The organism is Altererythrobacter chaiwopuensis (genome assembly GCF_054957735.1).
Genome location: NZ_JBTXJF010000001.1, coordinates 556126 through 578117 on the forward strand (window position 1 = coordinate 556126; position 21992 = coordinate 578117).

The 21992-nt window shown below is 62.1% G+C and carries 22 protein-coding genes; 10 read left to right on the forward strand and 12 right to left on the reverse strand.

The annotated features are described in order from the left end of the window. Window positions 1–160 precede the first annotated feature (160 nt). Both ACX3VQ_RS02800 and ACX3VQ_RS02805 read right to left on the reverse strand, forming a co-directional pair. Entirely contained in the window at window positions 161–1087 is a 927-nt protein-coding gene (locus ACX3VQ_RS02800; RefSeq protein WP_462571661.1) for a calcium/sodium antiporter, read from the reverse strand. Between the two features lie 27 nt (window positions 1088–1114). Further along, window positions 1115–1747 carry a ribonuclease HII gene (locus ACX3VQ_RS02805; protein ID WP_462579422.1) on the reverse strand — a complete coding sequence of 211 codons (633 nt, stop codon included), beginning with the start codon at window positions 1745–1747 and terminating at the stop codon, window positions 1115–1117. Here ACX3VQ_RS02805 and ACX3VQ_RS02810 point away from each other — a divergent pair. From ACX3VQ_RS02810 to ACX3VQ_RS02835, 6 genes are all read left to right on the forward strand, one after another. After that, window positions 1740–2897, forward strand: a complete 1158-nt coding sequence (locus ACX3VQ_RS02810) for a PQQ-dependent sugar dehydrogenase (protein ID WP_462579423.1) — start codon at window positions 1740–1742, stop codon at window positions 2895–2897. The two genes, ACX3VQ_RS02805 and ACX3VQ_RS02810, sit on opposite strands and share 8 nt — an antisense overlap. A gap of 65 nt (window positions 2898–2962) precedes the next feature. Next, window positions 2963–3472 (forward strand): GNAT family N-acetyltransferase, encoded by a 510-nt coding sequence (locus tag ACX3VQ_RS02815; RefSeq protein WP_462579424.1) that lies wholly within the window; start codon window positions 2963–2965, stop codon window positions 3470–3472. Between the two features lie 24 nt (window positions 3473–3496). Beyond that, the gene (locus ACX3VQ_RS02820; protein WP_462579426.1) at window positions 3497–4045 is read left to right on the forward strand and encodes a DUF1285 domain-containing protein; all 549 of its coding nucleotides are present in this window, start codon (window positions 3497–3499) and stop codon (window positions 4043–4045) included. 13 nt (window positions 4046–4058) lie between these two features. Further along, window positions 4059–4667: an NUDIX hydrolase gene (locus ACX3VQ_RS02825; protein WP_462579428.1), complete on the forward strand. Its 609-nt coding sequence runs from the start codon at window positions 4059–4061 to the stop codon at window positions 4665–4667. Continuing rightward, complete coding sequence (locus ACX3VQ_RS02830) at window positions 4657–5847, forward strand: CCA tRNA nucleotidyltransferase (RefSeq protein WP_462579429.1); 1191 nt, start codon at window positions 4657–4659, stop codon at window positions 5845–5847. Before ACX3VQ_RS02825 ends, ACX3VQ_RS02830 begins: the two co-directional genes overlap by 11 nt. Before the next feature lie 216 nt (window positions 5848–6063). Next, on the forward strand, window positions 6064–6612 hold the full coding sequence (locus tag ACX3VQ_RS02835; RefSeq protein ID WP_462579430.1) for a hypothetical protein: 549 nt from the start codon (window positions 6064–6066) through the stop codon (window positions 6610–6612). A gap of 66 nt (window positions 6613–6678) precedes the next feature. On the opposite strand, the gene parC is transcribed toward ACX3VQ_RS02835, so the two are convergent. The 9 genes from parC to ACX3VQ_RS02880 all read right to left on the reverse strand — a co-directional run bounded on the left by parC (window position 6679) and on the right by ACX3VQ_RS02880 (window position 16197). After that, window positions 6679–8985: a DNA topoisomerase IV subunit A gene (gene parC, locus ACX3VQ_RS02840; RefSeq protein ID WP_462579431.1), complete on the reverse strand. Its 2307-nt coding sequence runs from the start codon at window positions 8983–8985 to the stop codon at window positions 6679–6681. A 124-nt stretch (window positions 8986–9109) separates the two neighbouring features. Further along, window positions 9110–10930 (reverse strand): GMC family oxidoreductase, encoded by a 1821-nt coding sequence (locus ACX3VQ_RS02845; RefSeq protein WP_462579432.1) that lies wholly within the window; start codon window positions 10928–10930, stop codon window positions 9110–9112. A gap of 165 nt (window positions 10931–11095) precedes the next feature. Next, entirely contained in the window at window positions 11096–12238 is a 1143-nt protein-coding gene (arsB, locus tag ACX3VQ_RS02850; RefSeq protein WP_462579433.1) for an ACR3 family arsenite efflux transporter, read from the reverse strand. After that, window positions 12235–12735 (reverse strand): arsenate reductase ArsC, encoded by a 501-nt coding sequence (locus tag ACX3VQ_RS02855; protein ID WP_462579434.1) that lies wholly within the window; start codon window positions 12733–12735, stop codon window positions 12235–12237. Before ACX3VQ_RS02855 ends, arsB begins: the two co-directional genes overlap by 4 nt. An 8-nt stretch (window positions 12736–12743) precedes the next feature. Beyond that, window positions 12744–13214 carry an ArsI/CadI family heavy metal resistance metalloenzyme gene (locus ACX3VQ_RS02860; RefSeq protein WP_462579435.1) on the reverse strand — a complete coding sequence of 157 codons (471 nt, stop codon included), beginning with the start codon at window positions 13212–13214 and terminating at the stop codon, window positions 12744–12746. Continuing rightward, window positions 13214–13552, reverse strand: a complete 339-nt coding sequence (locus ACX3VQ_RS02865; RefSeq protein ID WP_462571647.1) for an ArsR/SmtB family transcription factor — start codon at window positions 13550–13552, stop codon at window positions 13214–13216. Before ACX3VQ_RS02865 ends, ACX3VQ_RS02860 begins: the two co-directional genes overlap by 1 nt. Window positions 13553–13694: 142 nt before the next feature. After that, complete coding sequence (locus tag ACX3VQ_RS02870; RefSeq protein ID WP_462579436.1) at window positions 13695–14030, reverse strand: 2Fe-2S iron-sulfur cluster-binding protein; 336 nt, start codon at window positions 14028–14030, stop codon at window positions 13695–13697. Continuing rightward, entirely contained in the window at window positions 14027–15106 is a 1080-nt protein-coding gene (locus tag ACX3VQ_RS02875; RefSeq protein WP_462579437.1) for a cysteine desulfurase family protein, read from the reverse strand. The genes ACX3VQ_RS02870 and ACX3VQ_RS02875 overlap by 4 nt, the downstream gene beginning before the upstream one ends. Further along, entirely contained in the window at window positions 15103–16197 is a 1095-nt protein-coding gene (locus ACX3VQ_RS02880; protein ID WP_462580670.1) for a cysteine desulfurase family protein, read from the reverse strand. Before ACX3VQ_RS02880 ends, ACX3VQ_RS02875 begins: the two co-directional genes overlap by 4 nt. A 73-nt stretch (window positions 16198–16270) precedes the next feature. Here ACX3VQ_RS02880 and ACX3VQ_RS02885 point away from each other — a divergent pair, with 73 nt between their 5' ends. Next, entirely contained in the window at window positions 16271–16927 is a 657-nt protein-coding gene (locus ACX3VQ_RS02885) for an alpha/beta hydrolase (RefSeq protein ID WP_462571644.1), read from the forward strand. Between the two features lie 527 nt (window positions 16928–17454). Then, entirely contained in the window at window positions 17455–18120 is a 666-nt protein-coding gene (locus tag ACX3VQ_RS02890; protein WP_462579439.1) for an energy transducer TonB, read from the forward strand. Window positions 18121–18144: 24 nt separating this feature from the next. Here ACX3VQ_RS02890 and ACX3VQ_RS02895 read toward each other — a convergent pair whose 3' ends face one another. Continuing rightward, window positions 18145–18354, reverse strand: coding sequence for a hypothetical protein (locus ACX3VQ_RS02895; protein WP_462571641.1), 210 nt, complete (start codon window positions 18352–18354; stop codon window positions 18145–18147). 107 nt (window positions 18355–18461) lie between these two features. Here ACX3VQ_RS02895 and ACX3VQ_RS02900 point away from each other — a divergent pair, with 107 nt between their 5' ends. Further along, window positions 18462–20291, forward strand: a complete 1830-nt coding sequence (locus ACX3VQ_RS02900) for a DUF885 domain-containing protein (RefSeq protein WP_462579441.1) — start codon at window positions 18462–18464, stop codon at window positions 20289–20291. 191 nt (window positions 20292–20482) lie between these two features. Then, window positions 20483–21964 carry a DUF1570 domain-containing protein gene (locus tag ACX3VQ_RS02905; RefSeq protein ID WP_462579442.1) on the forward strand — a complete coding sequence of 494 codons (1482 nt, stop codon included), beginning with the start codon at window positions 20483–20485 and terminating at the stop codon, window positions 21962–21964. The last annotated feature ends 28 nt before the right edge of the window (window positions 21965–21992 follow it).

The window sequence follows — 21992 nt, forward strand, 5'->3', positions numbered from 1 at the left end:
GGACTCGGCGTCAAGCACAAAGCGATAGGCGGTTATGGTTAATACCGCGTTAGCTATGACGGAACAAAAAGAGTCCCGCACAAGATGTTGAGTCTGTGCGGATTCACCGGACTCGATATGATGTGGTGTTGCGCCGCGGACTCAATGCCGGCGGGAAAAGTCAGCTGAAGATGAACACCGTATTGGCGATGAAGGAAATCACCAGCAGCGCGCCCAGCAGCCGCCCGATTTCGCGCGCGCGGGCCACGATCACCAGGAACACCACTGCGGTGAGCGCCAGCAGTACGAGTTCGTAAGCAAGCAGATCGGCGGGAACGGCAAAGGGCGCGATCGCCATGGTCGCCCCGCCAATCAGCAGGATGTTGTAGATGTTCGAGCCCACGACATTGCCGATCGCAAGGCCCGGTTTGCCGCGCACCGCAGCTGCAACCGATGCGGCGAGTTCGGGCAATGAAGTGCCCACCGCAACCACGGTAAGCCCGATCACGGTTTCCGAAACGCCCATCAGCCGGGAAAGATCAATCGCGCCGAACACCAGCGCCTGGCCGCCCGCCACCAGCAAAGCCAGCCCGATCGCGAACAGCAGGATTGCCGCAGGTAGCCGCAGCTGCGGCTCGGGCTCGTCCTCGTCATCACCCACGTTGCTGTGGGGATGGTTGTAGCGCCAGTAGACATAGGCCACGATTGCCGCGAGCAGCGCCGCGCCGATCCATACCGATCCCCATTGCAGCGCGGTGATTCCCCACAGCAGCAGCGATGCCAGCAGCGCCACCACCGCATCGCGCCGCCCGGTGCCGGAAAGCACGATCGGCATCACCATCGCAGTCGCGCCCAGGATCAGCAATGTGTTGGCGATGTTCGAGCCGACAATATTGCCCCAGGCAATCCCCGGCGATCCCGCCAGCGCGGCCTGCACGCTGGCGACCATTTCCGGCATCGACGTTGCCGCGCCTACGATCACCAGCCCGGTGACGAGGTTCGATACGCGGAGATACTGGGCAATGCCCACCGAGCCCCGCACAAGCAGCTCGCCGCCGATGGTGAGCCCCACCAGGCCTGCCAGAACATAGAGAATCGCTTCGATCATGTGGCAGCGCTTAAAGCAATCGTGGTGCTATAACAGCGCCGATTGCGCGACGGGCGCAAAGCTGCGGCGGTGAAGCGGGGTCGGACCATGGCTGCGCAACGCCTCCATGTGCTCGGCGGTTCCATAGCCCTTGTTTTTTTCCCAGCCGTAGTGCGGATGCGCCTGCGCCGCTTCACACATCAACCGGTCGCGCCACTCCTTGGCTACAATCGACGCGGCCGAAATGGCCGGTTCCAGCGCGTCGCCCCCCACGATTGCGCGCGCCTGCGGCCAGCGCCACTCGGCACAGCGCCCAGCCGGGATCATGTTGCCGTCGATCAGGATCGCGTCAGGCTCCCGCCCCAGTCGCCTGACCAGCTCCGCAACTGCGCGGGTCATGGCATGCATGGTGGCAACGAGAATGTTGAGCCGGTCGATCTCTTGCGGCTCGATCACGCCCAGCCCCCAACAGCAGGTGGCGCGGATCTGTTCGTCGAGTACAGCACGCCGCCGGGCCGAAAGCTTCTTGGAATCGTCAATCCTTTGTGGAACATTGACGCCCAGGGCTACTGCTGCGGCCACCACCGGCCCTGCCAGTGGCCCTCGCCCGGCTTCATCCACGCCGATAACCAGCGGCCGGGCACCGATCCGTGTTTCGCGCATTGCAGAAGGCATGTCCATGATCACAAAGTTCCCAACCGCCCTATTCCCTGCCAGCCTGCTGCTCGCAAGTTGCGGCGCCACCGCAAGTGTGGACACCGGCGCAAAAACAGCCGAACCCGAACTCTCGGTCGAGCATGTGGGCACCTATGACGAGCCATGGGCGGCCGCCTTTGCGCCGGGCACCGAAATTCTGTTCGTCACACTGAAGGCCGGCGGTATGCGCGGGCTCGACACGGCGACGGGCCGCGAATTCGCCGTCAGCGGCACGCCCGAGGTCGATTACGGCGGCCAGGGCGGCTTTGGCGATGTGGCCTTCCTGCCAGGCGAAGCGGCAGCCAGCGTTGGCAGCCGCACCATTTACCTTAGCTGGGTCGAGGCCGGAGCTGGCGACACACGCGGCGCGGTGGTGGGGCGCGGCACGCTGGCTTGCGTGGACGGCGGCGACTGCGCCATCGAGGGGCTGGAAGTGATCTGGCGCCAGGCCCCCAAGGTGACCGGGCGCGGGCACTATTCGCACCGCATCCGGTTTTCGCCAGACGGACGATACATGTTCGTTGCCAGCGGCGATCGGCAGAAGATGGAGCCCGCACAGGATACCACGAATACGCTCGGCACAATTGTGCGCCTTAATCTCGACGGCACTCCGGCGGTGGGCAATCCGCTGGCCGATCGGGGCGGCGTGACTGCCGATATCTGGTCATGGGGCCACCGCAACATCCTGGGCATGGACTGGGATGCCGAAGGGCGGCTGTGGGAAGTCGAGCACGGCCCGGCGGGCGGTGACGAGCTCAGCCTGGTCAAGCCCGGCGCCAATTACGGTTGGCCGGCGCGCTCCTATGGCGATCACTACAATGGCGACAATATACCCGATCACACTGCCGACGACGGCTTCGCCAAGCCGGCGATCCACTGGACCCCGGTGATCGCGCCGGGCGACATGATCATCTATCGCGGTAACATGTTCGCCCCCTGGAAGGGCAACGCTCTGATCGCCGGGTTGAGCAGCGAGGCGCTGGTGCGGGTGGAATTCGACGGCGAAACCGCAACCGAAGCGGCCCGCTATCCCATCGGCGGCCGTTTGCGTTCGGTCGATGAAGGGCCAGATGGCGCACTGTGGGTTCTGGAAGACGGGCCGGATGCGCGCCTGCTCAAGCTGACGGCCAAATAGGCTTTGCGTTCGCCATCATAATTTGCATCGACAGGCTCCATCGCGCGGCCTAAGCGCGCCGCGCGATGGCAAGTCTGATCCCTTTGGCCAATGTTGACGCCGACATGATCGAGCAGGTGCTCGACCGTGCCTTTGGTCCTGACCGGCATGCGCGCACCGCATATCGCATCCGTGAAGGCACCCAATGGCTCGAAGCGCTTAGCTTTGCCGCGCTTGATGATGACGAGATGCTGGTCGGCACGATCCAGGCCTGGCCGGTGGCGCTGACTGATCGGGAAGGACGGCCCCACCCAATGTTGATGGTCGGCCCGGTGGCGGTGCTGCCCGAACACCAGGGCGAAGGTTATGGCAAGGCGCTGATGGCTGCGACGCTCGGCTTGCTGGCCCCCGAGGGTAGCCTGCCGCAGGTCCTGATCGGCGATGAACCCTATTATGGCCAGTGGGACTTCTCGGCCCGGTACACCGGCGGATGGCGCTGCCCTGGGCCGTGGGACGCTAGCCGCCTGCTGGCGCGCTGCAGCAATCCTGCGATCCTTCCTCCTGAAGGCATGCTGGGGCCTTGGCTAGCCGCCTAGCTTCTGGCATTCAGCCCGCCAGTTATGCCGTACCAGCCCCCGCCCAATCTTGCCGAACTCTCGCTTGCCGAAGTGGCCGAGCAGGTCGCCCTGCGCAAACTGCCGCCGGTGGAGAGCTGGGATCCGCAGCAGGCCACGCAAAGCCACATGCGGATCGCGGCTGACGGCACATGGTATCATCAGGGTGATCCGATCCGCCGCGAAGCCATGGTGCGCGCCTTTGCCGGGCTACTCATGCGCGACGAAGCGGGGCAGTACTGGCTGGTCACTCCGTTCGAGAAAGCCGCGATCGAGGTCGAGGACGCGCCCTTTATCGCAGTAGACGTGGCGCGGCGCGGCGAAGGGCTCGCCTTCCGGCTCAATACTGACGAACTGGTGATCGCAGGCCCTCAGAACGCATTGGTCGCGCGCGGCAATCCTGAAACCCCGGCACTCTATCTTAAGGTGCGGCGCGGCTGTGAAGCGCGGCTCAACCGCAGCACCTACCAGCAGCTGGCAGAGATCGCGCTCGAGGAAGGCGATGACTGGAGCGTTGCCAGCCTGGGCGCTCGTTTCTCGCTGCTGCCGCAATGAGGTCGGCCTGTCGATGAGCGCCCTGTTCGACCAGCTCTCGCACCTCTATGAACGCGGCCATCGCCGCGAAATCCCCGATCTGCTCAGCGACGAGCGCTTCGCGCTGGCGGGCCGTGCTGCCGATGCGGCAGTGCTGATCGCGGTCACCGACAAGCCTGAACCCGGAGTGATCCTGACCCAGCGCCCACACAATATGCGCGACCATCCGGGACAAGTCGCCTTTCCCGGCGGCAAGATCGATCCGGGCGAGGATGCCGTGGGCGCTGCGCTGCGCGAAGCCGAGGAAGAGCTCGCTATGGACCGCAAGGCCGTGCGCGTAATCGGCACCACCGATCGGTACAAAACTGGCACCGGCTTCGATGTCACGCCGGTATTGGGCGTGGTACCGCCCGATCTTGATCTTGTGCCCAACCCGGCCGAGGTCGAGGCCTGGTTCGAGGCCCCGCTCAAGCTGCTGCTCGAACGCAAGCACTGGACCACGCATGAAGTTTTCTGGCGCGGGCACATGCGGCGTTATCTCGAGCTTGATTACCAGGGGTTTCGTATCTGGGGCGTGACCGCAGCGATCATCGCCAATCTCGCGCGCCGGATTGCGCCGGAGGAATTCGCCGATGTTCGCTGAGCTTGCCGATGCAGCATGGACCCGGCGCGAAAGCCTGACAGGGCTTGTCGCGGCGCTGGGCGCTGACAACATCCGCTGGGTGGGCGGCGCGATTCGCGACAGCCTGCTGGGCGTGGAAGTGAACGATGTTGATTGCGCCACACTGTTGCTGCCAGACGAAGTTGTGCGGCGATGCAAAGAAGCCGGTATCCGCACGGTACCAACGGGGATCGAGCATGGCACCGTCACCGCGATCCTGAAAGGCGGACCGGTAGAGATCACTACGCTGCGCCGCGACGTTTCAACCGATGGCCGCCGGGCGACTATTGCCTTCGCCGAAAGGTGGGAAGAGGATGCCGCACGGCGCGATTTCACCATCAACGCGCTCTATGCCCATCCTGAAACGCTGGAGATTTCGGACTATTTCGGCGGAATGGACGATCTTGCCCGGCGGCGGGTGCGCTTCATCGGCGATGCGCGCGACAGGATCCAGGAAGACCATCTGCGCATCCTGCGCTATTTCCGTTTTCAGGCGCGCTTCGGGGCGGAACTGGATGAATCGGCTGAACAGGCCTGCGCCCAGCTCGCTTCGACGCTAAAGGGCCTCAGCCGCGAAAGGATTGCAGCAGAGCTTACCGCGCTGCTCGCCCTGCCCGATCCACACCCCACGATTGCGCGGATGCGGCAATTGGGCGTGTTGCAGGTGGTTCTGCCGGAAGCATCCCCACAGCATCTCGACATCCTCCAAAAAGTGATCGCGGCCGAGCAGGAACAGGGATTCGCGCCCGATCCACTGCGTCGGATGGCCGCTCTTTTGCCTCCACTCACCGAAATTGCCGAGGCTGTATCGGCGCGTTTGCGGCTGTCGCGCGCGCAGCGCGGGCATCTGGCAGCGGTGGCCGCGCGCAAGGCTTCGGACCTCACTGATCAGCAGGCCCTTGCCTATCGCGAAAGCCCGGCCATTGCGGCCGATCGTGTGCTGTTGCAGGGCGGCGATGCAAGGGGCCTAAGGGATTGGAAAGTCCCGCAATTTCCATTAAAGGGCGGTGAGATTGTGGCCCGCGGGATTGCTGCCGGCCCGCGCGTTGCCGCGATCCTTCGTAAAGTGGAACGATACTGGATCGAGGAAGGCTTTCCCCCGCGCGAAAGAGTGCTGAAATTGCTCGATCAGGAGTTGGGCACAGAACCCGGCCTGCCTTAATCGCAGCTTCAGGCAGGCGCACTTAATGTAGCAAGGCGCGGTTGCACTGGCGCCTTTTATCTGGCTATAGGGCTGACCCATCGCAGCCCCTTGTGTGGTTGCAACCTTGGGAAACCGGCCTTTGCCAGTCTTCCACTATAATTGAACATGGTCGTCGGCGCTGCGCGTGATTCCGGTACGCGGCACTGCAAGAATCGATTTGAACGGAGAGAATTTATGAAATTTGCCAAGCTCGCCATCCTGGCCACCGCCCTCGTGGCGACCCCGATTGCAGCGCACGCACAGGATGTGGGTGCAACCGTCTATGGCAATGACGGGAAGCCCATCGGCACCATCGAAAGCAATGATGGCACCAATGCCGTGCTCGCAGTTGGCGAATTCAAAGCCCCTCTGCCGCTGAGCGTTTTTGGTGAGGGTGAGAACGGCCCAACGCTCAACACCACACACGACGCCGTTTATGAACAACTCAAGGCTGCCGATGCGCAGGCCAAGCTGGCCGCCGCTGAAGCGAAGGCCAAGGCCGAAGCAGAAGCGGCTGCCGCGCTCCAGGCCGCACTGGTTGTGGGCGCCCCCGTTATCACCGTCGATGCGCAATCGCTCGGCATGGTTGACAAGATCGCCGGCGAAAACGTGATCATCAAGGGCGAAGACGAAACGCTCGTTACGCTGCCGGTCAAACTTCTCGCGGCGAACCCAGAAGGTGGACTGTTCGCGCTCGCCAATTATGCGGACATCATGGCTGCACTCGAAGCGGCGGGCGGCTGAAGCCACCACACGCTACCCAATCAAAGGGCCGGCCGGAGGTGATCCTGCCGGCCCTTTTTTGCCCGATCAACCAAAGCGGTTGTCTTTGGGAAAGCCCTGCGGCGGCATGCGCCCGGCGGCCCCGCGCGCCACCTTCCACTGCCAAATCTCGCTTTCGGTGCGGGTGCGGTCACCCTTGCCGCCCATCTGCCAGCTGAGCCCTTCGGCCAGCACAAATGTGGTTGCATCCGATAGCCCGCCGTCGCGATAACGCTGCAGCGTGACGCCTTGCCCGCGCGCGAGCAGCGGCACTTCCTCAAGGTTGAACACCACCAGCTTGCGGTTGTCGCCGACACAGGCAACATGGTCATGCGCATCTTCGATCGTGCGCACGACGTTGAGCCGTGCATCGCCCTTGAGGTTGACGACCTGGCGGCCCTTGCGCGTTTCCGCGAGCAGTTCCGCCTCTTCCGCAACGAAGCCCTTGCCAATGGTTGATGCCAGCAGCAGGCGCCCCTTGGGGCGGTGAACCAGCATGCCTGCGATGCCGGTATCAGCCTCAAGATCGACCATCGACTGCACCGGCTCGCCAAAACCGCGCGCGCCGGGCAGCTTGTCGGCCCCCAGCGTATAGAAGCGGCCGTTCTCCGCCGCAATCAGGATCTTGTCGGTGGTTTGCGCATGGGCGATGAAGGCCAGATCGTCGCCTTCCTTGTACTTGAATTCCTGATCCAGCGGGACATGCCCCTTGGCGGCGCGGATCCAGCCCTTTTGCGACAGGATCACCGTTACCGGTTCCTTTTCGATCATCGCGTCCATGCTGAATTCGACTGCGGGTTCGGCCTCTTCGATCCGCGTGCGGCGCTTGCCCAGCACGGTATCCTCGCCATATTCCTTGCGCAGCGCATTGAGATCACGCTTGAGCCGGGTGCGCTGGCGCGCAGGGCTTTCGAGCAGCTTGTCGAGCTCGTCCTTTTCCGCCAGCAGATCGTCCTTCTCCTGCCGCAGCTGCATTTCCTCGAGCTTGCGCAGGCTCCTGAGGCGCATGTTGAGGATCGCTTCGGCCTGGCGATCGGTGAGGCCGAATTCCTTCATCAGCTCGGCCTTGGGATCATCCTCGTAACGGATGATCTCGATCACCCGGTCAAGGTTGAGGAAAGCGATGATATAGCCTTCGACCAGCTCCAGCCGCCGCGCGATCTGGTCAAGCCGGTGCTGGCTGCGGCGCTGGAGAATGTCGATCTGGCTGCGCACCCAGTGTTCGAGCAATTCCTTCAGCCCCATCACCATCGGCGTGCGGCCCAGGCCCGGTTGAGCATCAAGCACGTTGAGATTGAGCCCAAAGCGTGTCTCGAGGTCGGTCAGCTTGAAGACCGATTCCTTCAGCAGCTCGGGATCGACATTGCGGCTGCGCGGTACCAGCACGATGCGGATCTGCGTGTCGGATTCGTCGCGCACATCCTCAAGGATCGGCAGCTTCTTGTCGGCAATCGCCTGCGCGATCTGCTCGATCAGCTTGCCCTTCGGCACCTGATAGGGGATTTCGGAAATGACCAGCTGCCATTGCCCGCCGCCCAGCCGCTCGATCCCCGCCTCGCGATCTTCCTTCTTGTCCGCCTCCGCCGCGTGGAACACGCCGCGCACACGGAACGATCCGCGCCCGGTTTCATAGGCATCGGCGATCGCCTGCCTGCTGTCGATCACCTGCCCGCCGGTGGCGAAATCCGGCCCATGGAACAGCTCCATCAGCCGCGCATGCTCGACATGCGGATTGTCGATCAGCTCGAGCGTGGCATCGATGATTTCGGCGACATTGTGGCTGGGGATATTGGTCGCCATGCCTACCGCGATCCCGCTGGCACCGTTTGCCAGCAGATTGGGGAACAGGCCGGGGAAAATCTCCGGCTCCTGCTCTTCGCCATTATAGGTCGGGATGAAGTCGACCGTGCCTTCATCAAGGCCTTGCATCAGCAGCAGCGCCGTCCTGGTCAGCCGCGCCTCTGTGTAGCGATAGGCGGCGGCATTATCGCCGTCGATATTGCCGAAATTGCCCTGCCCCTCGACCAGCGGATAACGCAGCGCAAAATCCTGCGCCAGCCGCACCATTGCGTCATAAACGCTGGCATCGCCGTGCGGGTGGTATTTGCCGATCACGTCACCCACCACGCGGGCCGATTTCTTGAAGGCACTGTTGGGATCAAGCTTCAACTGCCGCATCGCCCATAGCAACCGGCGGTGGACCGGTTTCAGCCCATCGCGCAGATCGGGCAGCGAGCGCGCGGTAATGGTGGAAAGCGCATAGACGAGATAGCGCTGCTCCAGCGCAGAATCGAACGGGGCATCGACAATCGCGTCAAACGGATCGGAATCGGGGATTTCGGTAATGTCAGCCATCGCTCACGCGCTTAGCAATGCGCGGGGGCTGAGGGGAGAGGCGTTTCCACAGGAATGGGCGGAATGTCGGGATCTGGGTGGGGAGTGGACCCACCCGATACTCCCTTCAGGCCTTCTGCGGTATTTAGGCCGGCATATAGTGGTCTTCCCTGATCAAGTCAGAGGCGCGCTCGCCAATCATGATACACGGCGCGTTGATGTTGCCGCTGGGTATTTCCGGCATGATGCTGGCATCGGCGATGCGCAGGTTCCGCACACCCTTCACACGAAGTCGTTCGTCGACCACATCGCCCATCCGGCAAGTGCAGGAAAGGTGATAGATCGTGTTGCCGAAGTATAGCGCGAAGCTTTCAAGCAAGGCATCGCTTGGCTCTTCGCCCGGCACATGGCCATGCTTTCTGGCGATTTCCGGGGGAATCATCCATTCGCCAAGGCCGCCTTCCGGCCAGTTTTTGGCGATCTCAAGCGATTTCCGCATCAGTGCGACCATCACTTTCAGGTCATGCGGATCGGCGAAGTAATTGAAGTCGATCTTCGGCGGCACGGACGGATCGCCCGACTGGAGAATGATTTCCCCTTCACTGTGCGGCACGCAGTTGCTGGGCAGAATGATCACATTCTCTGATTCCGGAGAAAGCACCGCCTCGGGATCTTCGAACATCATCGTGACATCCGCGTTGATCTGGTTGCGATAGAAATCGGCGATGTTCCCGGAAGTCAGAAAGCCGATCTGGCCATCATGGGTGAAATCGTCCCCCAGGCCGGTCGAAAAGAAGCACAACCCGTCATAAGTGCTCGACGCGGCCAGGCTGCTGCCGGTTGCCTTCAATTCCGCAAGCTGCCGTTCAGCCTCGGCCTTCAGTTCCTTCAGGTCGGCGCTGAGTGTGTCGTCTTCCGCCGGATCAGCCGGTAAGGGGCCGCCGGGCCCACGCAGGGCATCGGGTCCGATCGCTACGCCTATTTCGGCAGGAGCAAGCCCGATCCCGGGGGCAGGAAAGAGCATTCCGGCAAGAAAATGATCCTTCAGATGCTTGCCCACGTGCGGTTGATCGAGTCGGCACACGACGCCAGCCTCCTCCAGTTCGCGTCGCGGGCCAATGCCTGACAGCATAAGCAAATGCGGAGACCCTACGGCTCCTGCCGACAGGATCGTTTCCCGGTTCGCGGATATCTGCCTGATCATTCCGTCCGCATCGCGATATTCGACACCGCCTGCGACCAGTTCACCGCCTTCGTCCCTCAGGATAAGGCGGTTTGCCTGCACGTTCGTAATGATTGTCAGGTTCGGGCGGTTCTCTGCAGCGTTTTCAAGATAGGCATGATAGGTGCTTGATCGCTGACCGTTGCGCGTGTTGGTCTGAACGAGCGACGAAACACCTCCTAGCTGGAATCGACCGGTGCCGTTGTAATCGCCTTCAGGCATACCCGTCCTGGTCGCTGCTGTGACGAATTGCCGGGCACAAGGTATCACTGGTGAACGAATACCCACGCCGACCGGGCCAGATTTGCCGCGCCCTTCCGCGTCTATGGCAGCTTCATTTGATGGACGAACTTCCTCCAACCGTTCGAAACAATGCTGGATGTCAGAAAAGCTCCAGCCTGTGGCGCCAAGTTCTGCCCAATGATCGAAATCGCCGGGGTGCCCGCGCACAAAGACCATGTAGTTCATGCCCGAGGACCCGCCGAGCATCTTTCCTCGCGGAACCGGGATCATGTGATCGCGCAAGCCTCTCCCCGCCTTCCCGGACTCTCCCTGAAACATCCAGTCGCATTCCGGATCAAGCTGCAGCGAAGCGCAGGCGGCTGGTATCGCCTCGCGTTCGGGGGGCTTTCCGCCGGCCTCGAGCAAAGCGACCGTGATCTTGGGGTCCTCGCTGAGGCGCGCAGCAAGCGCTGCGCCGGCCGAACCTGCACCGACGATCACGAAATCATAAGCAGCCGTCATCGAACACTCCCCCCGAGCCCATGCGACCTACGACGACAACGATTCCGTCGACTGATGGATTATACATCGGTCGGGGAGTTGGGTCACGCAATTCTGAATGAGATCAATGATCAGGACTAACGCGGCAAAACAGCATGTCCGCAACCGGGTTGTTGGCGGACGCTCTCACATCCGCCGCATGTCATGCGCTTCCGCAGGGACCGATACTGATTGCCCGTCCAATCCCTCGGTCAGCACGATCTGCCCCGAAAAGCCGCCCCTGGTTCGGTTTGCAATTGCGACGAGGGACAGCATGACCGGAACCTCGACCAATACGCCTACAACGGTCGCAAGTGCAGCACCGCTACCCAGTCCAAACAGACCGATGGCCACCGCAACGGCCAGCTCGAAGAAGTTTGATGTGCCGATGAGCGCGCAAGGAGCCGCAACAGCATGGGGCACTTTCCACGCCTTTGCCGCCCCATAGGCAATAAAGAAAATACCGTAGCTTTGGATAACAATCGGAACAGCTATCAGCGCGATGAGCAGGGGCCGCGAAACGATAGTTCCGGCCTGAAATCCGAAAAGCAGCACCACCGTCATCAGCAATCCGATTATGGAAAGCGGCTTCAGCCGGGTAGTGAAGTCAGACACCGCACCCTCGTCACCATTATGGCCTGCGAGCAAGCGATGGCGCACAAAAGCCCCCACAGCCAGCGGCGCTACGACATAGAGACCGACAGAAAGCAGCAATGTCTCCCACGGGACGGAGATGTCAGTGACGCCAAGCAGCAAAGCGACAATCGGCACAAAGGCAACGATCATGATGAGATCGTTGGCTGCCACTTGAACCAGCGTGTAGGCCGGATCGCCCTTGGTCAGTTGTGACCAGACGAACACCATGGCCGTGCAGGGAGCAGCGCCCAGCAGGATCAGCCCTGCGATATATTGCTGCGCATCGGCGGGCGCGATCAGATCGGCAAAAACGACCTCGAAGAACAGCACGCCGAACGCCGCCATGGTGAAGGGCTTGATAAGCCAGTTGACCACCAGCGTGATGATGAGGCCCTTGGGCTTGTCGCCGACCCGGCGCACAGCTCCAAAATCGACCGCGACCATCATCGGGAAGATCATCGCCCAGATCAGCACCGCCACAACGAGATTGACCGAAGCATACTCGATTGCAGCGAGCGATGCGAATATCCCGGGCGCGAGATTACCCAGCGCGATTCCCGCCAGGATCGCTGCACCAACCCAGACGGACAGCCATTTCTCGAACAGGCCCAGCCCCGCCGCGCGGGCGTCGATTTCAGCAGTGGCAGCGGTCACTGCTTGTCCGCCTCTTGACCGACTGATTGGAGCTTTTCGCGCAGCGCGATCTGTTCAAGACTGGCAATCGGGAGGGCCAGCATCAGGTCGATGCGCCGCTTGAGCATCCGGAAAGCGTCGAGAAAGGCCGCTGCCTTCTCGGCATCGCTGCCCTCGACCGCAGCCGGATCGGGAATGCCCCAATGGGCCGATGTCGGGCGACCGGGCCAGACCGGGCACGCTTCAGCCGCCGCGCTGTCGCAAACGGTGAATATCAGGTCGAATTCCGGTCCGTCGGCGAATTCGCTCCAGCTCTTGGAGCGATAGCCTTCTGCCGGATAGCCCAGCGTGTTGAGCGTGTGTATCGCCCATCGATTGACTGTGCCGGTCGGATTGCTCCCGGCACTATAGGCCTTGAAGCGTCCAGCGCCGTCATGGCCCAGAATGGCTTCGCCCAGAATCGAGCGTGCGGAGTTTCCCGTGCACAGGAACAGCACGTTCAGCGGTTGATCCGACACGGGAAGCCTCAGCAGCAGGAAATCTTGGCGGGTGCCAGTTGCGGTGCACAGCATGCACTGTTTGCGGCGCTCGCGGACGCCAACTGGTTCAGATCAGGGCTGCCGCCATAGGTCGTACTTTCGCCCTCGGTCAGGAAGGCTTCCCACACGACACCATCGGGATCGGCGATCCAGCTCTTTTCCGACTGCGCATAGCAGCAGGTCGTTGCGCCTTCCTCCAGCACAGGACTGTCGGCAGCCTTGAGACGGCCATAGACCTCTTCAAGTTCGGCCCTGTCGTCGACCTGCAAACCGACGTGCTCGATTCCTTTCGCCGCATCCTCGCGCATCGAGATCGCGAAGTTGATCCGGGGATCGTCGAGCATCCACTTGGCGTAGTCGCCCTTCACCACAGAAGGCTCGGCCCCGAACAGGCTTGAATAGAAGTCGATCGACTTTTCGATGTCGGTCACGCCGACATGCACATGGAAACGTTTCATCAGGCGCTCTTTCTTGTCTGGGAAGGAAGGCAGGCGGCATCCTCGGAACAAGACACACCGCCGCAGCAGTTTTCAGTGAGGTAGCCCATCAGGCCGTTCATCGCGGCATAGTCTGCCGAATAGATGATCGAGCGGCTCTCGCGCCGCTGCGTAACCAGCCCCGCATTGGAGAGCTGTGCCAAGTGGAAGCTCATAGAGGAAGGCGGAACATCGAGCTTTTCGGCAAGCACGCCAGCGGCAACGCCTTGCTCCCCGGCCTGCACCAGCAGGCGGAAGGCAGCGAGGCGGTGTTCCTGTGCCAGGGCAGACAGGGCGCGAATCACTTGGTCGGCGTGCATCATACAATCCTATTATTCGATAAATATCGAAATATCGAATCAAGAGCGCGGGGTCAAGTGGCTTTTCGTCTGCCTTTCGGATTTCGTGCTCTGTTATTATGCGTCCGCAAATGCAGCGTCAGCTGACGCCCCGGCAATGCTCTCACATCCGCCGCATGTCATGCGCTTCGGATGGGACGGTCACGGATAGCCCATCGAGTTTTTCGGTCAGGTCGATCTGGCACGAAAGGCGGCTGGTGCGGCGCACCCCGGCGGCGAAATCGAGCATGTCTTCCTCTTCCTCGCTCGCTGCGGGCAGACGATCGAACCATTCGGCATCGACGATCACATGGCAGGTGGAACAGGCCATTTGGCCTTCGCAGGTCCCCTCCAGCGGCAGGCCCAGCGCCTGGCCCAGTTCGAGCAGCGACTGGCCCGGCTCGCCTGCGCCCTCGGTGACATTGCCCTGCGTGTCGGAAAAGCGCACCTTGATGCTCACGCCCATTGCTCCTTCGCGGCCTTGTCAAGCGCCATGGCCCCGCGCTCGACCTCTTCCAGCGTAGTATAGCGCCCGAAGCCGAGCCGGATCGAGCTTTTTGCCTCAGCCTCCGAAAGCCCGATCGCCTTCAGCACATGGCTGGGCTTGCCCGATCCGCTGGCGCAGGCCGATCCTGCGCTGAACATCACATCGCGGCAATCGCTCATCAGCCGCGCAACGTCGACGCCATCCTTGCGGACATTGAGATTTCCGTGCCAGCGCGCATTGGCGCTGCCGTTGAGCGTCCATTCGCCCAATATTTCGCGCGCGCGCCGCCACAATGCCTCGACATGCGCCGCGTCCTCTTCCATTCGCTCCGCAGCCAGCTGCGCCGCCGCGCCAAATCCCGCGCACAGCGCCGGGCTGAGCGTGCCCGAGCGGATCCCCTCCTGCAGCCCGCCCGTCACCTGCGGATCGAGCGCGATCCCGTCACGCAGCCACAGTGCGCCGATCCCCTTGGGCCCGTGAATCTTGTGCGCGCTGATCGCGATCATGTCGCAATCGGGCAGCACCTGCTTGCCCGCGCCCTGCACCGCGTCGCACAGCATCAGCGCGCCAGCTGCGCGCGCCCGCTCCAGCCATCCGCGCACCGGCTGGATCGTGCCGATCTCGTTATTGACCGCCATCACCGCGACCAGCCCGGTATCTTCGGGCAGGGCGTCAGCGGGATTGGTGACGCCGTTCGCATCGACCGCAAGCCGGGTGGCATTGCCGATCACTTCGGCTGTTTCATAGACCGCCGCGTGCTCGATCGCCGAAAAGGCGATGCCCGGCTTGCGGATGCCCGCCGAGCCGCGCATGGCGAGGTTGAGCGCCTCGCAGGCATTGCCGGTGAAGATCACCTGCCCGCCCGGCGGCAGCAGGGCCGCCACCCGCTCGCGGGCGAGCTCGACTGCGGCCTTGGCCTGCCGCCCCATCCGGTGCGGCGAGTGCGGATTGCCGAAGCCCATGCCGTCTGCTCCGTCAAGCCAGCGCAGCATGGCATCGCGCGCTTCGGGCGCGAGCGGGGTAGTGGCCTGGTAGTCGAGGTAGATCATGATTTCGCCAGCTCTAGCCACGCCTCGCAGAAGCATTCCACTTCTACGCGCGTGGTGTTCCAACCCAGGCTGACGCGGATCACCCGCGCCGCCAGTTCGTCATCCATGCCCATAGCCTTGAGCACATGGCTTGTTTTCATCGTGCCGCTGGAACAGGCGCTGCCTTGCGACACTGAAATCCCCGCCATGTCAAAGCGCATCACCTGCGCGCTGGCCGACATATTGGGCATGGCGATGGCACGGATATAGGGCGTAGGGTCGGCCAGCCTGTCGGAGAGCCAGGCCCCGCCTGAATTGCGCACCGCACCGGCAAGGCTTTCGAGCGGTTCGAGCACAGCGGGGGCGATATAGGGCTCGCGCGCCGCCTCCAGCGCCGCCGCCATGCCCAGCGCGCCGGGCAGGTTCTCTGTCCCGCGCCTGTACCCACGCTCGTGCCCCCCGGTGGGCCGAAGCATGGCATAGTCCCTCACCAGCAGCGCGCCGATCCCGATCGGCCCGCCGAACTTGTGCGCCGAGATCACCGCCATGTCGCATTCGGGCAGCGCGAATTTGCCCGCGCCCTGTGCGCAGTCCGCCAGCAGCAACCCGCCCGCGCCGCGCACAATACCGGCGATTTGCGCCAGATCCTGCCGGTTGCCGGTTTCCGAGTTGAGCTGTTGCACCGCCACCAGCGGGCGCTCGCGCTGGACCGCTTCGCGCAGGCTCTCAAGGTCGAGCGCGCCGTCGGGGCGCACCGGAAGCCGTTCGCCATCGGGCACCGCCTGCAATACCGCATCGTGCTCCACCGCGCTGACCAGCCGCGCGCCGGCCTGAGCCTGGTGAAGCGCGATTCCCAGCGCCTCGCTCGCGCCGCTGGTGAAGATCAGCTCGCCTTGCCACCCCAGCGCCGACTTGATCCGCGCGCGCGCATCCTCCAGCGCAGCGCGTGCCCTGCGCCCTTCGGCATGCGGGCTCGACGGATTGGCCCAGATGGCACAGCCTTCATCCAGCGCCTCTTTCGCTTCGGGCCGCAGCGGGCTGGTGGCGGCATGGTCGAGATAGATACGCGGCGGAATAGTGCAGCCTCGGCAATGGTTATCGCAATTGCGAATTTTCGAACGATCATTATATAGGCCTGCAAGCGCGGCGCGCCAGTTCCGGCAGCGCCCATCAACAGGTTACGCGATGCCGTCAGTCATTTTTCCCGGCCCCGAGGGCCGCCTCGAAGGTCGTTTCTCTCCGCCCCCGCGCCCGCGCGCGCCCGTGGCGATGATCCTGCATCCCCATCCTGAAGGGGGCGGCACGATGAATGACCGCATCGTGCAGCGCATGTACAGGACCTTTGCCGATCGGGGCTTTGCCACCTTGCGCTTCAATTTTCGCGGCGTTGGCCGCAGCCAGGGCAGCTTCGACAACGGCATTGGCGAGCTGTCCGATGCCGCCTCTGCGCTCGATTGGGTCCAGTCGATCCATCCCGAAGCGCAAACCACATGGGTCGCCGGCTACAGCTTTGGCGCGCTGATCGGCATGCAATTGCTGATGCGCCGCCCCGAGGTACGCGGATTTATTTCGGTCGCCCCGCCCGCCAACATGTATGATTTCAGCTTCCTGGCCCCCTGCCCCGCTTCGGGCATCTTCATCCAGGGCGCGGCAGATACGGTGGTCCAGCCGATCGCCGTGCAGAAGCTGGTCGACAAACTGCGCACGCAGAAGCACATCACCATCCATCACGAGGAAATCCCGCGTGCCAACCATTTCTTCGAAAACGAAATGGAAGATCTGATGGCGTCGGTCGACAATTATCTCGATTTCCGCCTTAATCCCGATTGCCCGATCAAGTGAACTGGGGTCAGGACTCATTAACCGCATGAGCCCCTTCGGCTGGCTGGCAGGCAAGCCGCTCAGGGTAAACTAAGGTGGCTCGTTTGCGGGATGAAATGCAAGGTAGGCGCTGAGAAAGGGAGTGTTTCTCCCTTTGAGGTGGCTGACGCAGCAGTTCGCCCGCAAACGGCCACCCGCAGGGCTTGGCCAGAATTGCCCGGGCCTTTGTCACTCGCTTGATAAATAGTACCACTATTCCTCTTCGCTCGCTCCGTGTCCTGAACAATTCTCATCCAAGCCACGGCCATGTGTTTAATGGGTCCTGACCCTAGCGCGGGGGCCGACATCGCTGGCCCTGCGCACCTCCCGGATATTGCGATAATGCAGTGACTTGCATGGCTGGTTGCCATGTCGAGCCTGCACAAGTGTGAACGCAACAGCTTGCTCTAGATTATGTAATGTTGTAACATGCCTTTCTCGGTGCCGCATTTCGGACCGGACAAAGGCAATAAAGCCCCGGGCGGCCCGACTGGAGAGAGGAGCCGCATATGGCATTCGCAGATCCCATGCCCCTGAAACAGCGCGGTGCCGGCCTGGCAGGCGCGCTGATCATCCCCGGCGCGCTCGGCGCTTTGCTGATCACCGGGTTGGCCGTGAACGAGATCGCCCGGCCCGAGCCTGATGGTCCGCTGATCGGCATTGACATCACCCTGCCGCCTCCGCCGCCGGATCCGGCTGAACAGGCCCCCGCCGCAGCCCGGGCAACATCGCAGGTGGTCACTCCCAGGCCGCCGGTCGATGTATCGATGACGGAGGTCAGGCTCGACAGCACGATCACCCTTCCGCCGCCAGGCGACATGTTATCCCGCTTAGTCCTGCCGCCGGTCGATCTGGAAGCGGGCGGCCTGTCGGCAATGAAGCCCGTGCCCGCTGCGCCGCTGGGTGCGCCCGGCACATGGGTGACAACCGATGATTACCGCACAAGCTGGATCAACCGCGAGCTGACCGGCACCGCGCGGTTTGAACTCAGCATCTCGTCCGGCGGGCGGGTAAGCGCCTGCCGCATCACCAGCTCAAGCGGGCACAGCGTGCTTGATGAGGCAACCTGCAAACTGATTTCCACGCGCGCGCGCTTCACTCCCGCAACCGACGCCGCAGGCAAACCCGTTGCGGGTAGCTACAACAGCTCGATCCGCTGGATCCTGCCCGATTGATCGAACGGCTGGCGGGGCGCAGCGTTACTCGCCCGTTTCGCCAGCCACCCGGCCCAGCGGCGTATCGCCGCTTGCATCGGGCAGCGTCCAGATCAGCACGTTGGCAATGGCGATCACGGCAAGCAGCAGCATCAACAGCGGCTGCTTCTTCGGCACGCCGCGCCGCCAGAGTATGAATGCGCCCACGATCAGCGCGCCCGCCGCCAGCATCACGATCGATAGCACCAAATTCATGTCTTGCCTCCATTTGCGGCGCCGGTCGCCCATTCGGTTGCATCGTCAATGCTCCGCATCACAACCCTGCAATTGACTTGATTTCAGCTGACATTAACACCAGCGGCATGACTCATCACGATTTTTCGCTCACTCGCCGCAACGCGCTCAAGGGCTTTGGCGGCGCTTCACTCATCGCCATGCTTCCCGCCTGCCGGATGGCACCAACGCCCGAACTGGCACCCGATGCCATGCTGGACAAGGTGGCTTACAATCTGCTTGCGCATGAGCCCGAACGCGCCACCGGCCTGGGCGTGGACACAGGTGAACATGCCGCACTGCGCAGCCGGTTGAGCGATGTTTCTCCCGATGGGCTGGCAAATTATGCAGCCGCGCTTGAGGCCGATCTGGCCGCAGTCCGGGACTACCCGCGCGAGGGCATGACGCCCGACCAGCTGACCAGCTTCGAAGTGGTCGAAACCGCTTATGCCAATGCGCTGGCTGGCTTTGCCCAGCCCTATGGCGTCGTGGCAGTGGGAAGCTGGCGCAATGCGCCATATGCGGTGATCCAGAATGTCGGCGCATATCTCGACATGCCGCGCTTCCTCGATTCCACGCAGCCCTTGCGCGAAGCAAGCGATGTTGACGCCTATGTCGGGCGCGTCGAAGCTTTTCCGGCGCAACTCGAAGGCGAGCTGGAACGCATCACCCAGGCACGCGCATTGGGCGTGGTGCCGCCCGATTTCCTGCTCGACAGGGCGATCGCCCAGATGGAGCAGAGCATTGCCAATGCTGCGGAAGGCTATACCGGCCCGCTCAGCCGCGCCGAAGAGCTGGATACTGCCCTTGCGCAGGAAGCGGTCGCAAAGGCGCTGGCCACGGGGATAGTTCCGGCGCTCGAGCGCCAGCTTGAAGAGTTGAAAGCACAGCGGGCCGCGGCGAAGAGCGAGGCTGGCATGTGGGCCCAACCCAGGGGCGATGAATGGTATGCCTGGGCAATCAAGGCCGCGACCACCACCGACCTCTCGCCCGACGAAATCCACCAACAGGGGCTTGACGAGCTGGAAGAGCTGCACGGGCGGATGGACCCGATCCTTAGGGATATCGGTTATGCCACCGGCACTGTGGGTGAACGGATGCAGGCGCTTAGCCAGGACCCGCGTTACAAATTTGCGCCGGGCGATCCGGGCCGCAAGCAGATCATGGATTTCATCCATGAACGAATCGACTGGATCAGGGCGCAAATGCCGCGCGCCTTCAATACGCTGGTCGATCCCAAACTGGAGGTGCGCCGTTTGCCACTGGCCGAGGAACCCGGCGCGCCGGGCGCCTATGGCGGTGCAGGCAGCAAGGACGGCAGCATCCCGGGCCGGATGTGGATCAACCTCCACACTACCGATTTGCACCGCAAATATGACCTGGCCGATCTCACTTTCCACGAAACCATCCCGGGCCATGTATGGGAAGGCGAATTCTCGAACCGCCTGCCCCTCATCCGCTCAATCCTCGCCTTCAGCGCATTCAGCGAAGGCTGGGCGCTTTACGGCGAACAACTGGCAGACGAACTGGGCGCATATGATGATTTCCAGGTCGGACGGCTGGGCTATCTGCAATCGCTGGCGTTTCGCGCATGCCGCCTGGTGGTCGATACGGGGCTGCATCACAAACGCTGGACCCGTGAACAGGGACGCCAGTTCTTCGTCGAGCGCAACGGTTCGAAACCCGATGAAGTGGCCAGCGAAGTCGATCGCTATTGCAGTTGGCCGGGCCAGGCTTGCGGTTACAAGATCGGCCACACCGAAATCGTCCGCCAACGCGCGATTGCCCAACGCGAATTGGGCGATGCCTACGATCTCAAGGCTTTCAACGACGCGGTGATCCTGGGCGGCAATTCACCGCTCAGCGTGATGGCGAAGAATGTCGAGCGTTATATCGCGGGGACAAAGGGCCAAGCTTAGCGGCCCTGGCCAAGAAAGACTGTCAGCGATTGCAGGGCTAGCCAAGCAAAGCAAGATACGTATAGTATCGCAAGTAATACCATTACTTGGTTAGAATAACGGGGGCGCAAATTATGCTGACCAGGCTCGCTTGGATTGCAGTGCTGTTCACAACATTTGTTTGGGCAGCGCCCTCACGGGCGGACTGGCATATGGCATCCAGCGACCATTTCGTCGTGTACGCAGATGATAGTGAGAAGGACATCAGGCGCTTTGCCGAGATGCTGGAAAGCTATCATGAAGCAATCGCATATGTAATTCAAAGAAAGGCTGAAAAACCAAGTCCTTCGAACAGGGTAACGATCTTTGCAGTCGGCAGTATCCGCGATCTGAAAGCGCTGGCAGGCGGCAATAACAAGTTCATCGCAGGCTTTTATGTGCCGCGTGCGGGAGGTTCGCGCGCATTCATTCCCGATATCCGGATGAAAGGCGGCGAACTCGATTTTTCCGCGACGGTCCTCCTCCACGAGTACGCGCATCACTATCTGATTTCGACATCGAGATTCGCAATGCCGCGGTGGTTGAGCGAAGGCGCAGCAGAGTTCTTCGCTTCGGCACAATTCATGAAGGATGGAACGGTCTCGATCGGTCGACCTGCCGTGCATCGCGCGGGCGAACTGGCATTTTCCGACAAGGTCACGATCGAGGAATTGCTCGACCAGGGGCTCTATGAGAAGCGAAAATCAAAAAGGCACGATTCCTTTTACGGCCGCAGTTGGACGCTCTATCATTATTTGGTCTTCTCCGAAGAGAGGAAGGGTCAGCTTTCCGACTATTGGTTCAAGGTCGCGCAGGGCATACCTTCGCTTGAAGCAGCCCGGCAGGCGTTTGGCGACCTCGCGATTCTGGACAAGGAGATCAACCGCTATCTCAAGTCGCGAAGCATGTACTCTTACCGCGTCGGTCCAGACCTGATCAGTCCCAGTCCGGTAACGGTGAGCACGCTGTCAGCGGGTGAAGCTGCTATCATGCCCATCGTAATCCAGTCGCAGCGCGGGGTAACGCGTGAAGAGGCTGAGGCGCTGGTGGTCGAGGCCCGCGATATTGCTGACCAATACCCGCAGAATGCAGCCGTCCTTGCTGCCTTGGCCGAAGCCGAACATGACGCTGGCAATTATCCTGCGGCGATCGCCGCAGCTGATCGCGCACTGGCGATCGATCCGGCAAGCAAGAATGCCTATATCCAGAAGGGTTATGCGCTTTTCAAGCTTGCTGGCGATGCAGAGGACAGGAATGATGCCGTCCTTGATGCTGTAGCGCCTTTCACCCAACTCAATCGCCTCGAACCCGATCATCCTCTGCCATTGTGGTATTACTACCGCAGCTTTGTTGATCGGGGCGTCGAGCCTCCCGAAATCGCCCGCCATGCCCTTGAGCGCGCGGCGCAGATCGCTCCGTTCGACCAGGGCTTATGGATGAGTGTGGGCTACATGCAGGCTTCGGAAGGCAAGATCGCCAATGCGGTCAATAGCCTGTCATCGGTTGCAAACAATCCACATGGTGGCGGCATCGCCCGTCAGGCGCAAGCTTATATCGCAGCGCTGGAAAATGCGCCGGAAGGGCAGCCGTTCAGACTTGAAGAGGTTGTTGTGCCTGCCGCTCCCGAGTGTGACGAAGAATGTCAGGCGTTATAAAGGGTTGATCTGACGCAGCGGCGGCCGC

Bases quoted from the DNA above. Each gene is read 5' to 3' on its own strand.
- parC (WP_462579431.1), bottom strand. From the start codon at position 8,985: ATGGCTGACATTACCGAAATCCCCGATTCCGATCCGTTTGACGCGATT.
- ACX3VQ_RS02830 (WP_462579429.1), top strand. From the start codon at position 4,657: ATGTTCGCTGAGCTTGCCGATGCAGCATGGACCCGGCGCGAAAGCCTG.
- ACX3VQ_RS02820 (WP_462579426.1), top strand. From the start codon at position 3,497: ATGCCGTACCAGCCCCCGCCCAATCTTGCCGAACTCTCGCTTGCCGAA.
- ACX3VQ_RS02810 (WP_462579423.1), top strand. From the start codon at position 1,740: ATGTCCATGATCACAAAGTTCCCAACCGCCCTATTCCCTGCCAGCCTG.
- ACX3VQ_RS02860 (WP_462579435.1), bottom strand. From the start codon at position 13,214: ATGAAACGTTTCCATGTGCATGTCGGCGTGACCGACATCGAAAAGTCG.
- ACX3VQ_RS02865 (WP_462571647.1), bottom strand. From the start codon at position 13,552: ATGCACGCCGACCAAGTGATTCGCGCCCTGTCTGCCCTGGCACAGGAA.
- ACX3VQ_RS02825 (WP_462579428.1), top strand. From the start codon at position 4,059: ATGAGCGCCCTGTTCGACCAGCTCTCGCACCTCTATGAACGCGGCCAT.
- ACX3VQ_RS02875 (WP_462579437.1), bottom strand. From the start codon at position 15,106: ATGATCTACCTCGACTACCAGGCCACTACCCCGCTCGCGCCCGAAGCG.
- ACX3VQ_RS02805 (WP_462579422.1), bottom strand. From the start codon at position 1,747: ATGGACATGCCTTCTGCAATGCGCGAAACACGGATCGGTGCCCGGCCG.
- ACX3VQ_RS02815 (WP_462579424.1), top strand. From the start codon at position 2,963: ATGGCAAGTCTGATCCCTTTGGCCAATGTTGACGCCGACATGATCGAG.
- ACX3VQ_RS02800 (WP_462571661.1), bottom strand. From the start codon at position 1,087: ATGATCGAAGCGATTCTCTATGTTCTGGCAGGCCTGGTGGGGCTCACC.
- ACX3VQ_RS02890 (WP_462579439.1), top strand. From the start codon at position 17,455: ATGGCATTCGCAGATCCCATGCCCCTGAAACAGCGCGGTGCCGGCCTG.
- ACX3VQ_RS02845 (WP_462579432.1), bottom strand. From the start codon at position 10,930: ATGACGGCTGCTTATGATTTCGTGATCGTCGGTGCAGGTTCGGCCGGC.
- ACX3VQ_RS02895 (WP_462571641.1), bottom strand. From the start codon at position 18,354: ATGAATTTGGTGCTATCGATCGTGATGCTGGCGGCGGGCGCGCTGATC.
- ACX3VQ_RS02835 (WP_462579430.1), top strand. From the start codon at position 6,064: ATGAAATTTGCCAAGCTCGCCATCCTGGCCACCGCCCTCGTGGCGACC.
- ACX3VQ_RS02900 (WP_462579441.1), top strand. From the start codon at position 18,462: ATGACTCATCACGATTTTTCGCTCACTCGCCGCAACGCGCTCAAGGGC.
- ACX3VQ_RS02905 (WP_462579442.1), top strand. From the start codon at position 20,483: ATGGCATCCAGCGACCATTTCGTCGTGTACGCAGATGATAGTGAGAAG.
- ACX3VQ_RS02885 (WP_462571644.1), top strand. From the start codon at position 16,271: ATGCCGTCAGTCATTTTTCCCGGCCCCGAGGGCCGCCTCGAAGGTCGT.